Below are 14,654 nucleotides of genomic sequence, written 5' to 3'. Positions count from 1 at the left end.
CTGAAGATTGGGGAGTTTTTTATGATTCGAGAGTTGTATCAGAAAGGCTGGACTCAAACAGCGATTGCCAAAAAAGTTACGAGGATTTGCCGAAGCGCATGAAGCCCTTCAACGAATGTTTGAAGAACGTTATTGTTAACCAAATATTGTTCCTTTGCCGTTGGCGTGGGACTGGTTGGCGGTGCGGCGTTTAAAGGTGCCAAAATTGCGTATAGGGTGTATAAAGCTAGACGGGCTCTAAATTTTGCTAAAGTTACTAGAAAGGCTGTAGCTGGAAAAATAACAGGATATACTAAACATGGTTTAGAACAGGCTATGCAAAGAGATGGTGGTAGAGGAGTGGCTCCTAAAGCTATTCTAGATGCAACTAGAAACCCAAAAAAAAGTGGTTCAACAGTCAGGAGGAAGAACGAAATATGTGGGTAAGAATGCGGTTGTAGTTCTAAATAAGAACGGAAAAATAATTACTACTTACGCAAAGGGTTCAAAAGGTATAAGGAGCATTCCTGTTAGAAGTTTTTTCGGGGACTTGAATAAAAAAAGCCCTCTTGGTATGATTCGGGGGTGTCAATCAACCGAATTGACCCCTAATTTGGATACCAAGGAGGACTATACATGAATTCTATCTCAAACAAGAAGATTAATCAAGTCACCGATCAAACGCTGGTTGTTGGGATGGATATCGCAAAGAAAAAACATTATGCCTGCTTTGTGGATGAGCGAGGAAGGGTGTTAAAAAAGCCGTTTCCCGTTCTGCAATCGAGAGAAGGATTGGAATGGTTGTACCAGTGCATCGTGGAAGCCATGAAGGAATTTGGAAAAACCGAGGTGATCGTTGGCATCGAGCCAACGGGACATTATTGGCTCAATCTCGCTTACTTTCTTGACGAGAAGGGCATTCCTCTCGTCATGACAAACCCGATGCACGTGAAGCGCTCCAAAGAGCTGGACGATAACCTTCCAACCAAGCATGATGCGAAAGACGCGCTCGTCATTGCCCGGTTAGTGAAAGACGGCCGATTCAGCTATCCGCGTATTCTGAAAGGGATGGAGGCGGAGCTGCGCGTGGGAGCGACATTTCGCTCCAAATTGGTGGAAGAACAGGGAGCGATTCGAAATCAAATGATTCGCTGGCTTGATCGATATTTTCCGGAGTTTTCCCAAGTCTTCCCGTCATTTGGGAAAATGGCGCTCGCGGTGCTGGAATATACGCCATTTCCGAGTGATCTGGCAGGAAAAGAACTAGAAGAGGTGCTGGCCCTTTACCGGCAAAGTGAGGGATTACAATCGCCACAAAAGCCGAAAGCGAAGAAGTTGATGGAATTGGCCCAACACTCCATTGGCGTAACGGAAGGACAACAGATGGCCCGTATCGAAATTGCCACGCTTGTCCGCCGATACCGCCAACTGGAAGAAGAAATCGAGGCACTGACAGAGCAGCTGATCGAACTCGTACAGACATCGGTCGAGTACGAATGGTTGAAGACCGTTCCGGGCTTAGGCGATGCGACCATCGTAGAATTGTTATCAGAGATCGGGAGTTTCTCCCATTATCAGGATCCGCGGCAGCTTATCAAATTAGCGGGCCTGACGCTGCGGGAACATTCCTCCGGCCAACACAAAGGGCAAAAACGGATCTCCAAGCGTGGAAGAAGGCGGTTGCGCGCCCTCCTCTCCGCGTGATGATGCCGATGATCCGCCACAACGAAGCGTTTCGGCAGCTGCACGACTATTACACGACACGTCCTGATAATCCGTTGCGGAAGAAGCAATCGATTGTGGTGTTATGCGGAAAATTATTGAAGGTATTGCACGCTGTATGTACGAAGCACCAAGCGTTCGATGCGAAGCGAATGATGCAGGACATCTTTGGCCTCGAAACGGCTGCTTGATGCCTATAGTCTCGATTCTCTAGACAACAAGGATGACACGGAGAAGCTGGCGCGATATCATCCATTCGACCTTGAGTCCCTAAAGGAGCTTAGCCGGCCTCTGCCTGATGACTAGACCGAACGAAGGAATGTAGGCACAAGGATGCCAAGAGACATGGGAGGGTTCGTCATCATCAGCGATGCAGAGATCCACGGTGCATCCCATACGCTTCCCCCACTACAACCAAATTTAACCAGTAGTGGCCGCGAAGCGTACCCAGTCAATGTAAGATATACACATATTTAACTCAGCTTTCGCAGTCCAAAATCTTGTTTAAATGCTTGATGTAAATGGTTTTGGGAAGTACAAAATTATCATTTGACATTTTTTAAAACATAAAGAAAGACACCTATTCTTTTGGTAAAATATTGGTGACGAAACCAAATCCAAAAGAAAGGTGTCACCACTATGATAACGAATAAAGACTACTTTGCGCAATTACCAAAAGAAATTAAACAAGGATTTTCCGAATTAAATATTGGATATCATTTAAGAAAAGCGAATATTACGAAACTTTCCGGGTATTCTTGTCTTACTGTTTTCAAACTGATTTTTCTTTTAGTCTTCCAATATAAGAACTGGTTTCGTGCTTTTATGAGTAAACGATCTCAGGATCTGCCCGGAAAGGATACAGTCTATCGCTTTTTAAATACACCAACCTATCATTGGAGAAAGTTTCTGCTTTCATTAAGCAGTGAAATGATCCGTCTGCTTCAACCATTAACTTCAAAAGATCGTGTCACAGCTTTTGTGATTGATGATTCTGTCTTTTCAAGAAACCGTAGTAAGTCGGTTGAACTGTTGGCTAAGGTTTTTGATCACTCTACCCATCAGTACTTGAAAGGGTTTCAAATGCTTACCCTTGGCTGGACCGATAGTTTTACTTTTATTCCCGTTGATTTTGCTCTTCTAAGTTCACCGAAAAAGGAAAATCGCCTGCAAGAAATCAATACCAATATTGATAAACGAACATCTGGCTATAAGCGTCGCCAGGAAGCTCTGAAATCAAAACCGGACGTGGCTTCAGCTTTACTTGATCATGCGCTTGAAAAAGGGATTATAGCTGACTATGTTCTCATGGATTCCTGGTTTACACAAGCGCCTTTAATTGAGAAGATTACGAACAAAGGGTTATTTGTCATTGGCTTGGTGAAGCAATTAAAGCAGCGATACGTTTACAATGGTGAACGTTTCACACTGAATCAACTTTACAAATTGGCAAAACCTCACATGGGTAAAAAAGACATTCGCGGATCCGTTTATGCTACTTTAGACAATGGAATTCCAGTAAAAATTCTATTTGTACGAAACCGTAATAAACGGAGCGAATGGCTTGCCATTCTCAGCACAGATACAACATTAGAAAATGAAGAGATCATTCGTATTTACGGCATGCGTTGGGACATTGAAGTCTTCTTCAAATGCAATAAATCCCTTTTAAATTTAGAGAAAGAATTCCAGGGACGTTCCTACGACATGTTAATTAGCCATACAACCATTGTTTTTACACGATATATTCTCATTGCTTGGCAAATGCGAAAAGAGGAGGATCCTAAGACGATTGGCAACCTTTTTTACATCCTTTGCGAAGATGTAAAAGACATAGATTTTATTACTGCCCTTCAATCACTTATTGACCTTTTCCAAACTTTGGCGGAAGCCGAGGTTTCTTTGAACATGGACATCTTTAAAAATCAAATGAATAAATGGTTGGCCACTATACCTAATTATATCAAGCAATGCTTAAATATTTCTGTGTGCGAAAGTTGAGTATTTAAGAAATAATGTTAGAAACTTTGTCGAAAAATATTTTTTTGACACCCCTGAAACGGCTACAACCGTTGATATATCAACATTTATAGAGGGAGGAAGTAAATGTTAAAGCTAAGCGCAGATATGTTACTTTTATTAAGAGAATGCTTGGAATCCCGTAGACCCGACCTTCTGTGGGTTTTAAATAATGAAATTAATATAAATGAAACTTTAGGTAACGAATTGAGAGATATTGTAAATGAAGAGTTTTTGGAAAAAGGATTAAATGATGATGAACCAAATGAGCTGGGGATAAAATTAGAGAGATTAATAGACGAAATTGGAAGGTGTTTTATGTAAGTATGTCTGTTTAAAAGGTGAAATTTCTCAGATTTACGATTTATAATCGTGAATAATCCTTAGAAGACAAATTCTCTTGAGGTTTTTCAATTAGGGTAATAGGTATGTGTCGAAAGAGAACGTGGCATGAGACTGTGGATCATAATGGTAGAATTAGACAGGTTAGACCTGATACTAAATTTACTGGTGGTGCCAAGGTTCACTATCGTTTTGATAAGAATGGGAACTATATTGGAAAGTGGTGAAAAAATGAGACAACCAACAAAAGAGGAAGTGGTTGATAAACTGAAAATGATTTTACAAGGAAAGCTAACAAGAGAGGAAACAGCAGATTGGGTTTCAGAATATGTCATGCAGGATGAGCCAAATATATCAGATGAAACTGTTTGGGAACTTTTACAAATTGTTTCCGGAGTTGATTTAAAAGATGATCCGGATGAATACCTACATGTAGATCAAGACATTATGGATTGGATAACCAAGTATAGCGATTAAAAATGTTAAAAAAACTTGATTGGCTATGCGCCTTTCAAGGTTTTTATTTCACCGACCGGGAAACGATCACGTACGATGCGAAGGGCAACCGGACCAAAGACGGTGAGTACCAATATGAATGGAACGAAGCCGATCAGCTTGTCGCTATCACTCGAAAAGGCGAAAGCACGCCGTTTGTTACCTACAAATACGACGAAGACGGCCGCCGCATTCAAAAGACCGTGGGTGGCGTTGTGACGAACTACCACTACCAAGGCGACAGCCTCAACGTCTTATATGAAACCGACGCGAGCGGAAATGTGGTAAGATCGTATATATACGGAGAAAACGGCCAGCTGTTGGCGATGAAAAAAGGTAGTGCCACCTACTTCTACCACTACAACGCGCATGGCGATGTCATCACTTTAACCAATGCGCAAGGAAACATTGCCGTGCGCTATCAATACGATACATGGGGAAATATTCTTTCCCAATCCGGCTCCTTGGCCGACGAAAACCCATACCGATATGCGGGATACCAATATGACCGAGAAACGGGTCTATACTACTTGATCGCCCGATACTACCACCCAACGCATGGCGTGTTCTTATCTTTAGATCCCGACCCGGGGGATGACGATGATATCCTCATACAAAACGGTTATACGTACGCAAATAACAACCCGGTGATGCTGGTCGATCCGGATGGGCACAGGGCTAAATTATTTAAAGACATATTTCAAAAGATAAAGAAAACAGGCTTTAAAATTCACAAAATAGGACGGATAAAGGGGCAAACGATTCGGGTAAAGGATATTGGGGAGTTCTTTATTCTACTAAAAATAATAAAGGTAAAAGGAAATATAGATCTATAGAATGTATTTTGCAATAGAAAAGTGCAGAGAAATGCAATTAAAAATGCAGAGGTTTGCCACCCATTTCATTCCTTTTCGACAATGCGTGGGACAGTCTATAGCTCTCGCCATGAAAAGAGATGATATGGGCGTGATGAATTAGCCTGTCCACTAACGCTGCTGTTAATCGAGAATCTGTAAAGATCCGGTTCCATTGACTAAATTCTAAGTTAGATGTAATAATTACGCTTTTCTGTTCATAAAACTCCGATATGATTTGGAATAATAATTCAGCTCCTTCTTTACTAAATGGTAAGTATCCCATTTCATCTAAAATGACCAAATCAACCTTCTCCATCCGTTTTCTAAATGCTGATAAACGGTTGTTACGTAAAGCTTGCTCTAATTCCTCAACTAGGTGGGCAACACGGTAAAAACGAACCTCATAACCTAGTTCACAAGCTTTTTTCCCTAGTCCTGTGGCTAAATGAGTCTTCCCTGTCCCGGGTGAACCAACTAAAACTACATTTTCTCGATTCTCAATAAATTGTAGGCTACACAAATCCTCTTTGGTTAAGTGAGGAGGGAACCGATGTTGTTCGGTCCACTCGTAATCATGTAAACTCTTTTTATCTAAGAACTTCGCCTTTTTTATCAAGCGGATTGCTCTCGCTTTTTCTCTTAATCTTATTTCCTCCTTAAGTAGCCCATATAAGAATTGTTTCGGAGTTTCAAACGGTATTTGCTCGTATACATCCGCAACATAAGCTAACCTCAATGACTTACACAATTCTTTAATGTCCTGTTTCAATTGACAGCCTCCTCTCTAGGAGCTAATGAATCGTATTTACTCCAGTCCACTTCATAAGGATTATTATCACTAGGTAGCTTATCCTGTGCAATTAATTCATAGAACTCTTCATTAATCTTCTTCATGTCATGAGAAACTAATAAACTAGCTAGAGCTTCTAATCGTTTTCGTCGAATAATTAAATTATCTACCAACAAAAATTCTTTAATTCTTCCCGGTAAATACTTATTATAGCGCGAATATTCTACAACCCTTGGTTTATGAATCCATGTTTTAATTATTGAAAGCCATGGTAATGCTTTTCGCTTTTTCATATATGGCCGATAGTCATCCAATAATATCTCCCCATTAGGTGAAACAATCTTTAATTGATCCCATGTTACTATCATTTGTAATGGACTATAGTTGCCACCCTTAGGAACATGAACCAACGTCTGATCCACTTTCACTTCATTATATTTGTTTACTTTCACAAGATGCTCTTTAAATACAGGATAGGGTTTTTCTGGTAAGGCTAGAAGATAATCCTGTTCTTCCTGCCATAAGTCCTCAATACGTACGTTTTTGGCATAATGAATTCTATTTCTGTCCGCCTCTAATTTATGAAATAATTGATCAGTTAAACCCTCATAGCTGTCCATTATTGGAGCTGAAGTAAAAAAGTTATAGCGTATATATCCAACTTTATTCTCAACATTTCCTTTTTCATGGCCACTTCTTGGATTGCATACCTGCACATCAAAGCCATAATAATTCTGAAATTGAACAAATTCATCAGTTAATTGTGCTTCTTCATTTTTTGTCCTTTTTGATGCTAGTATAGTTTCATGGACACCCTTTAGTGAAATATAATATTAACGAAGGGATGTGTCCTGATATGGGTAACACAAGCGAAAAACGTAAAAGTTATCATGCTGAATTTAAGGAAATGGTGGTTGAGCTTTATCAAACTGGAACACCAGTAAAACAGATCTGCAGCGAATATGGCCTGTCTGAAACGACAATCTACAAATGGATCAGAAAACAAAAACCGGTTAAGCTGGATGACGGGGGCTCTTTTACCCCGGAAGAATTTCTGAACCTGCAAAAAGAATTGCACCGGCTGAAAGAGGAAAACGAAATCTTAAAAAAAGCTATGGCCATATTCGCAAAGAAGTAGATCAAACCACTGTTATATCCATGATTGACGAGATAAGAGCCAAACACCATTATGACCTTAAAACCATGTGTACGGTCCTTGGCGTGCCGAGAAGTACTGATATTAGGTCAATAAAGTAGACACAAAAATTTATAGATTTTTTTCGCAGCTACCGCGCTATCGCTTGGTGGCCTTTTAAAAATAATTACGACGTTGTCCTAATTATTTTTAAAAGGTAAATTTTCGGGTCTAACTATTCTATTAATATGTTCATTAAGCTCCCTTTTTATAGTACATACGTTCGTATTCAGATGGCGAAAAATACTCTGTTGCGGAGTGAATACGTTTATTATTGTAAAATATTTCTATATACTCAAATATGCTCTTTTTTGCTTCCTCCCTTGTTTTATAACGAGTCTGATAGATTAGTTCTTTTTTTATAACCCCATGAAATGATTCAATACAAGCGTTGTCATAACAATTTCCTTTGCGGCTCATGCTACATTTCATTCCGTATTCCATTAGCTTAGCTTGATAGTCATTTGAAGCATATTGACTCCCTCGATCAGAATGATGGAGGATAGAACCCTGTGGTTGTTGACGCTGATAGGCTTGCTTTAAAGCACTTAACACTAGCTCCTTTTTCATGGAACAGTCTATATGCCAGCCGACTATTTTCCTTGACTCAAGTTTGACACCATTTCACTACATGTGGATAACTAAAGGTGATTATACCAATAGTTATCCACTTTTTTTATCGAAAATATAATCATTATGTAGTGTTATGTGGATAACTTTTGTATATCCAATAATATGTAATATATGTTATACTATTAGTGCTATGTATATTCGAATTAATAAGCAAAAAAATAAAAATGGTTCTGTTCGTCAATATCTACAAATATGTCGTACATTTCGTGTAGACAATAAAGTTCGGCAACAAACGCTTTGTAATCTAGGGAGGTTAGAACATTTATTAGAGAATGGCTCTGTCGATAACATAATCGAGGGATTAGCCAAATTTTCAGAGCGTTACTTTGACCGAATTCACGGGCAAGGCTCTTCCTCTTCTGTCTCCGTGCTTTGGACAAAAGAGTTTGGGCCGGTTTATCTGTTCCGAAAGGTATGGGAAAAGTTAGGGCTTGGTCGGCTATTACGTAAAATCATGGATGATTCCGAGGCTGCTTCTCAGTATGACGAAGCCATTTTTGCCATGGTGTTAAACCGTCTCATGGATCCCAATAGTAAGCATGATATCTTCAAACAATGGATCGACACGATTTATGCAGAAGGTCTTTCAGACATTCAACTCCATCACTACTATCGTGCATTAGACTTCTTAAGTGAACAAAAAGAAAAAATTGAGGAACAACTTTATGGACATTTAACCGATTTAACCTCATTAGAAGTAGATATCGTGTTTTACGACACGACAAGCACCTATTTCGAAGGAGAGGAAGCAGACGAACTGCTGGCTCACTATGGTTACTCCAAAGATCATCGTGGAGATCGAAAACAAGTCGTGATTGGCTTATTAATGACCAAAACAGGGATTCCGATTGGACATCAAGTCTTCCCTGGAAACATGCATGATACGAAGACATTTGGCATGGTGGTTGAAGACCTGAAGAAGCGCTATCCTATTCAGAAAGTCATTCTAGTGGGAGACCGCGGAATGGTTAGTGAAGCCAACTTAGATCAAATTCGTGAACTGGGCATGGAATATATAGTGGGTGTCAAATTACGAAAGTCGAAGAAAGCCCAAGAGCTATTATCCATCCGTGGGCCATATAAGAAGGTTCTCCCGAATCTAAAAGTGAAGTCAAAGAAAATCGATGGCGAAACGTATGTACTCTGTTACAATCCGGACGCTGAAGAACGTGATCGAGCGAGTCGTCAAGTCGTGTTAGAAAACCTTCAATCGAAGCTTGATGAACTCGGTCCATCTGGACTCGTCAAAAACCGTGCGTATTCCAAGTTTTTAACGATAGAAAAAGCATCGGCCAAAATTGATGAAGAGAAGGTATCCAATGACGAAAAGTTTGACGGAAAGTACGCCATTCGTACCAACTCGTCATTAACGGATGAAGAGGCAGCACTTGCCTATAAAGAGTTGTGGAGAGTGGAACAAGCCTTTCGTAACCTGAAGTCGAATCTAGAACTTCGCCCGATGTACCATCGAGTGGAATCTCGTATTCGAGGCCATATCATGGTTTGTTTCCTTGCGCTTGTCATGGAATCCTTTTTGGCCTATAAGCTAAAAGAAATAGGATGCCAAACAAGTGTAAAGGATATTTTGCATGATGTAAGCCAGGTGAAGGCCTCGAAAATACGCGTGAATGGTGAAGAGCAAATCGTTCGTACAGAATTACAAGGTCAAGCAAATCTAGCATTTGAAGCACTTGTCACACAAGCGCCTCCTAGAGTATTAGAAAAAAACACGTGCCACTAACAAGTGTAGTGGTACGTGTTGTGGGTAAAGTCCAAAACACCAGTATTTTCGGGCTTTTCTTTAGTGTACTCTGTCAAACTTGAGCTTGAATACAAATCCATCATACTAGCTAGATAAAGCCAACCTTCATCCGTTGGAATGTATGTGATATCAGCTACCCATACTTCATTTGGTTTCGTAACAGTAAAATGTTGGTTTAAGACATTTTCGTGGACCGGATGGTTATGTTTTGAGTTAGTGGTAGCCTTATGCTTTTTCACGGTACGAGACTTCATTCCCTCTTTGTTCATTATGCGAGAAACCGTCTTCTGTGAAACCTTAATGCCTTCATGATTAAGCTTTTTGGCAACCTTTGGACTCCCATACAGTTGGCGAGATTCGATATACACACGACGCACTTCCTGCGTCAATTCTTCTCGACGCTCTTGTCTAGCACTTTTGGGACGATCACGCCATTTATAATAACCGCTTCGAGAAACTTTCAATACTTCGCACATCTTCTCCAATCGGTAATCGAAGCGATGCTCATGGATAAATGAATATTTTACCGATGGTCTTTCGCGAAGAAGTGCATCGCCTTTTTTAAGATGGAGTTTTCCTCCTCCAGATCCCGAATACGTTTCTTCAGTTCACGAACTTCGTGGTCTTCGGATCGAAACGTTTGGGTTTCTGTTATTTCAGGTTCTTGCTTATATTTTTTCATCCAGCCGTGAAGAGTATTTTCGTTAATTTTGAGCTCACGAGCCACTTGTGCAACGGATTTCGCTTCCTCCAAAATATAACGAACAGTTTGACGCTTAAAGTCTTCCTCGTACCGCCTTTGTTTTTTTGTCATGTAGACACCTCATTTTTCAGTCTATTATTACTATAATAATCTGTGTCTACTTTTTAGTCTAACATCAGATAAGTCCATCGCCCAAGTGGCAAAAGAGTTGGGGTTGGCTTACAACACTCTTCACCGTTGGGTTAAAGAATACAAAGAAAGCAATGGAACGAGTTTTGTAGGTTCAGGCAACATCAAACCACAAAATCAAGAAATCATCGAATTACGCCGTCGCAATCAAGAGTTGGAGGAGGAATTAGCCATCCTAAAAAAGGCGTTAGGCATCTTCACCAGAAACCAGAAGTCATTTACGCCTTCATTTTTCAACACCGAAATGAATTTCTTGTTGTGAAGATGTGTCAAGTGCTCGGTGTTTCAAGAAGTGAGGATTACGCCTGGCTTAAGCGGGCGAAAAGTAAACAGAAAGAACAAAAAGAACAACTCACTCAACAGATTCGAAATGAGTATCTAAAGTCCCGTAAGATTTATGGAAGTCCGAAAATTATGCAAGAACTACGTAAACAAGGGATTCGTGTGTCCCAAAAGACAGTAGCCCGAATCATGAGTGAAGAAGGATTGAGATCGATTACTGTGCGTAAATACAAAGCAACGACTAATAGTAATCATCCTTACAACGTATATGTCAATCTATTGGAACAAAACTTTCAAGCAACTGCTCCGAATGAAGTATGGATGGCCGATATCACGTATATTCCTACTGATGAAGGATGGTTATATTTAGCGAGTATCATGGATTTGTATACACGAAAAATCGTAGGTTGGTATATCGATACACGAATGACCAAAGAGTTAGTCATTAAAGCGTTACAACGGGCTTTAAACAGCGAAAAACCAATGGAACGAGTGATTCATCACCCGGATCGTGGGAGCCAATATGCTTCGAATAACTATCAGCAGCTTTTACAGGAACATCATTTTCAAGTGAGCATGTCGAGACGTGGGAACTGTTACGACAACGCTTGTATGGAGTCGTTTCATAGCTTAATCAAAAAAGAGTGTATCTATCCGAATCGATTCCATACGCGGAAAGAAGCGAAACAAGCCATTTTTGAGTACATCGAATCCTTCTACAACCGAAAAAGAAGTCATTCCGCTCTTGGCTATGTATCGCCATGTGAATTTGAAGAAACATACTACGCTAATCAGAGAAAAGTAGCTGCATAGGTTCAGCTATTTCTCTCTGTTTAACGTGTCCGTTTTCTTGACATAACACCAATATTATACTAAATATTCAGGTGGTGCCAGGCACCTATACCAACATTATTTTACATATTTTCTTAATAGAAGTTAAGACTTGTTAAAAATTAATGAGATACAGAAGAAGAAAGATACCAACAAACAGTGAAAAGTATAGATCATGATTACATTTGGTATTATAATCACAAACGTATACAAGGGGCTTTAAGTTATCAAACACCGGTTCAATAGGCAAAAGCAAGTTAAATAACGAGCACAGGAGGGCTATGTTTTCTCCTTCTTATCTTGATCACCATTCACAAAAAGATAAGAAGAGAAAAGGAACCAGGGCGGTTTAACCTTGGTAAGCGTCAAATAAAACCCACATTCCGATCATAGGTCATCCGTGTGATAATCTTCTTAGAATGATTCGGGAGGTTTTGCCATGACCCTAAAAGAAAAAAGAATAGAATGGAAAGCACGATATGATGCCTGGAAAGAGAGTGGACAGAGTATAGCGGAGTGGTGCCGGGATCAAGGAATCAAAACTCACCAAATGTACTATTGGGTGAGGCAGTTCTCCCGCGGTGGCAGTTGCACTGAAACGCCTGTCCAGACGCAGTGGCTGGCTGTTCAGGTAGAAGAATCCTTGCCCTCTTCAGGTCAAGGTCCGATCTTTTTACACGTTGATGCGATCTCCGTTGAAGTACGGCCCGGTGCCAATCTGGATCTATTAACCGATGTGATTCGGGTGCTGCAACACCAATGTTGATGAATTCCCCGTTTGAACGTGTCTATCTGGCGCGTGGCAGTACGGATCTTCGCAAATCGATTGACGGACTGGCCGCTATTGTACAGGAATGCTTTGAACTCGATCCCTTCTCTCCGTGCTTATTCGTGTTTTGTAACCGGAAACGGGACAAGTTAAAGATTCTTCAATGGGAACATAACGGCTTCTGGCTTCATTATCGCCGTCTGGAAAAAGGGACGTTCCACTGGCCGTCGGAGAATGATACAGCGCCCATGTCTATCAGTTCACGCCAGCTGCGCTGGCTGCTGGACGGCTTGCCAATCGAACAAAAACAAGCGCATCAGGAAGTGAAGGCACGCATCCTTCTATAAAACAAATAAATAAAAAAAGAATTCGATACTAGGCAAGTTGGATTCTTTTCCGTATACTGGACATATGGAAAAATCAGCGCAGACTTCAAAAGGCACAATTGAATATTACAAAGCGCTCAACGAAAAGCTCCAAATGGAAAAGGAAGAGTTGGAAGCGAAATTAAAATGGTATGAGGAACAATTCCGCCTCAGCCAGCAACGCCTATTCGGAGCTTCCAGCGAGAAGACCCATCCGGACCAGCTCTCCCTTTTCAACGAAGCCGAGTCCACGGCTGATCCAGCTATGGAAGAGCCTACCGTTGAGACGATGACATATAGACGCAAGAAACAACACGGCCAACGCAAACGCATGCTTGAAAACCTGCCTACAGAGACGATCGAATACCGTTTGTCTGATGAGGAACAGGTCTGTTCGTGCTGTGGCGGTGCCATGCATGAAATGAGCACAGAAGTACGCAAGGAATTGAAAGTCATTCCTGCCCAAGTGAAAGTAGTCGAACATGTGCGTCATGTATATAGCTGCCGTCACTGTGAGCGTCATGAACTGAACACACCTATTGTGACAGCGAAGATGCCGGAACCTGTTTTCCCTGGAAGCCTAGCGTCTCCGTCGTCAATGGCTTATACCATGACACAAAAATACATAGAAGGTATGCCCCTGTATCGCCAGGAGAAACAACTGGAACGCTTTGGCGTGTCCATACCTCGGCAAACGCTGGCCAATTGGACAATTTATGGGGCTCAAACTTGGCTTAGCCTCATTTACGATGAGATGCATGAGCACCTCCTACAGAAGGATCGTCTGCATGCGGATGAGACAACCTTGCAGGTCCTGTCTGAACCGGACCGGCCAGCGACATCGACTTCCTACATATGGCTTTATCGTACCGGTCGCGGGGATACACCAATCGTCTTATACGATTACCAGCAAACCCGTGCAGGCAAGCACCCACGCCGTTTTTTGGACGGCTTCCGGGGATATTTGCATGTGGACGGGTATGCGGGTTATAACGTCCTCCCCGATGTGAAATTGGTCGGGTGCTGGGCCCATGCCCGCCGCAAATTCACAGAAGCCCTGCAGGCACTGCCTGAATCGGCGAGCACTTCCACCGTCAAAGCAAAGGAAGGTCTGGCCTATTGCAATAAACTTTTTGAAATTGAGCGCAAGCTTAAAGATGCAAGTCCAGAGGAGCGCTATCAAGCACGGCTGGAGCACAGCAAACCCGTGCTTGAGGCTTTTTTGTCATGGCTTAAAGAGCAAATGCCGCGCGTACTGCCAAAAAGCGCACTTGGCAAAGCGATCAAGTATTGTCGTAACCAATGGGAGCGGTTGGAGGCATTTTTAGAGGACGGCCGTTTGGAGATCGATAATAATCGCGGGGAACGGTCAATTAAACCTTTTGTGATCGGTCGCAAAAACTGGCTCTTCAGTAATACATCAAAAGGAGCAAGGTCTAGTGCGATCATCTATAGTGTTGTGGAGACAGCCAAGGAAAACGAGTTGGATCCATTCAACTACCTTAGCTATCTGTTTCAAGAGCTTCCCAATATAGATACGACAGATAAAACAAAATTAGCTGAATTCCTGCCATGGTCACCGACGCTTCCGCAGGAATGCCGTGTTCCTAAAAAATCTAAATAAAGCATACATGAAATCCCCATCTGAATACAGGTGGGGATTACTTTACGCTTACTAACCTTGATTCCTTCTACTCTAGCCGATTTTATACTGTCTACTT

General features: G+C 41.4%; 15 protein-coding genes and 2 pseudogenes. 12 read left to right on the top strand and 5 right to left on the bottom strand.

The window, feature by feature from the left end:
• The first annotated feature begins 132 nt into the window (after window positions 1-132).
• The 6 genes and pseudogenes from NSU19_RS14715 to NSU19_RS14690 all read left to right on the top strand — a co-directional run.
• Entirely contained in the window at window positions 133-426 is a 294-nt protein-coding gene (locus NSU19_RS14715) for a hypothetical protein (protein ID WP_339197078.1), read from the top strand.
• Window positions 427-615: 189 nt separating this feature from the next.
• A pseudogene (locus tag NSU19_RS14710) lies at window positions 616-1,892 on the top strand (IS110 family transposase).
• Between the two features lie 448 nt (window positions 1,893-2,340).
• Complete coding sequence (locus NSU19_RS14705) at window positions 2,341-3,702, top strand: transposase (RefSeq protein WP_087960047.1); 1,362 nt, start codon at window positions 2,341-2,343, stop codon at window positions 3,700-3,702.
• A gap of 105 nt (window positions 3,703-3,807) precedes the next feature.
• Window positions 3,808-4,044, top strand: a complete 237-nt coding sequence (locus NSU19_RS14700) for a hypothetical protein (protein WP_066246758.1) — start codon at window positions 3,808-3,810, stop codon at window positions 4,042-4,044.
• Window positions 4,045-4,293: 249 nt separating this feature from the next.
• Entirely contained in the window at window positions 4,294-4,539 is a 246-nt protein-coding gene (locus NSU19_RS14695; protein WP_339193225.1) for a DNA-binding protein, read from the top strand.
• Window positions 4,540-4,598: 59 nt separating this feature from the next.
• Window positions 4,599-5,410: pseudogene (locus tag NSU19_RS14690) on the top strand (RHS repeat-associated core domain-containing protein); the annotation flags it as partial.
• A 20-nt stretch (window positions 5,411-5,430) separates the two neighbouring features.
• On the opposite strand, the gene istB reads toward NSU19_RS14690, so the two are convergent.
• A complete protein-coding gene (gene istB / locus NSU19_RS14685; RefSeq protein ID WP_339197075.1) occupies window positions 5,431-6,183 on the bottom strand; it encodes an IS21-like element helper ATPase IstB in 753 nt (250 codons plus the stop codon).
• Window positions 6,180-6,920 carry a hypothetical protein gene (locus NSU19_RS14680; protein ID WP_339197072.1) on the bottom strand — a complete coding sequence of 247 codons (741 nt, stop codon included), beginning with the start codon at window positions 6,918-6,920 and terminating at the stop codon, window positions 6,180-6,182. The genes istB and NSU19_RS14680 overlap by 4 nt, the downstream gene beginning before the upstream one ends.
• A gap of 140 nt (window positions 6,921-7,060) precedes the next feature.
• Here NSU19_RS14680 and NSU19_RS14675 point away from each other — a divergent pair, with 140 nt between their 5' ends.
• A complete protein-coding gene (locus tag NSU19_RS14675; RefSeq protein WP_339193224.1) occupies window positions 7,061-7,342 on the top strand; it encodes a transposase in 282 nt (93 codons plus the stop codon).
• A 252-nt stretch (window positions 7,343-7,594) separates the two neighbouring features.
• On the opposite strand, the gene NSU19_RS14670 is transcribed toward NSU19_RS14675, so the two are convergent.
• Window positions 7,595-7,954 carry an IS3 family transposase gene (locus NSU19_RS14670; RefSeq protein ID WP_339197069.1) on the bottom strand — a complete coding sequence of 120 codons (360 nt, stop codon included), beginning with the start codon at window positions 7,952-7,954 and terminating at the stop codon, window positions 7,595-7,597.
• Between the two features lie 208 nt (window positions 7,955-8,162).
• Here NSU19_RS14670 and NSU19_RS14665 point away from each other — a divergent pair, with 208 nt between their 5' ends.
• Window positions 8,163-9,773 carry an IS1634 family transposase gene (locus tag NSU19_RS14665; RefSeq protein ID WP_339197067.1) on the top strand — a complete coding sequence of 537 codons (1,611 nt, stop codon included), beginning with the start codon at window positions 8,163-8,165 and terminating at the stop codon, window positions 9,771-9,773.
• Here the strand turns inward: NSU19_RS14665 and NSU19_RS14660 are convergent.
• Together NSU19_RS14660 and NSU19_RS14655 are read right to left on the bottom strand one after the other, a co-directional pair.
• A complete protein-coding gene (locus NSU19_RS14660) occupies window positions 9,770-10,306 on the bottom strand; it encodes an IS3 family transposase (protein ID WP_339200029.1) in 537 nt (178 codons plus the stop codon). The genes NSU19_RS14665 and NSU19_RS14660 overlap by 4 nt on opposite strands.
• Before the next feature lie 11 nt (window positions 10,307-10,317).
• Window positions 10,318-10,608, bottom strand: a complete 291-nt coding sequence (locus tag NSU19_RS14655; RefSeq protein ID WP_063388766.1) for a transposase — start codon at window positions 10,606-10,608, stop codon at window positions 10,318-10,320.
• Window positions 10,609-10,648: 40 nt separating this feature from the next.
• Between NSU19_RS14655 and NSU19_RS14650 the strand changes: the two genes are divergently transcribed.
• The 4 genes from NSU19_RS14650 (at window position 10,649) to NSU19_RS14635 (ending at window position 14,557) form a co-directional block, all read left to right on the top strand.
• A protein-coding gene (locus NSU19_RS14650) for an IS3 family transposase (RefSeq protein ID WP_339200028.1) occupies window positions 10,649-11,781 on the top strand; the annotation gives its coding sequence in 2 pieces (ribosomal slippage) (window positions 10,649-10,880 and window positions 10,880-11,781; 1,134 coding nt in all).
• Window positions 11,782-12,238: 457 nt separating this feature from the next.
• Entirely contained in the window at window positions 12,239-12,565 is a 327-nt protein-coding gene (locus tag NSU19_RS14645; protein ID WP_327848417.1) for a transposase, read from the top strand.
• The gene (gene tnpB / locus NSU19_RS14640; protein ID WP_048622526.1) at window positions 12,559-12,915 is read left to right on the top strand and encodes an IS66 family insertion sequence element accessory protein TnpB; all 357 of its coding nucleotides are present in this window, start codon (window positions 12,559-12,561) and stop codon (window positions 12,913-12,915) included. The genes NSU19_RS14645 and tnpB overlap by 7 nt, the downstream gene beginning before the upstream one ends.
• 133 nt (window positions 12,916-13,048) lie before the next feature.
• Window positions 13,049-14,557 carry an IS66 family transposase gene (locus NSU19_RS14635; protein WP_339200010.1) on the top strand — a complete coding sequence of 503 codons (1,509 nt, stop codon included), beginning with the start codon at window positions 13,049-13,051 and terminating at the stop codon, window positions 14,555-14,557.
• Window positions 14,558-14,654: the final 97 nt, after the last annotated feature.

It is taken from the genome of Aeribacillus sp. FSL k6-2211, assembly GCF_037966125.1.
GTDB classification, from domain to species: Bacteria; Bacillota; Bacilli; order Bacillales; family Aeribacillaceae; genus Aeribacillus; species Aeribacillus composti.
The sequence above is the reverse complement of the archived record's forward strand: the minus strand, read 5'-3'. Positions and strand labels throughout refer to the sequence as shown.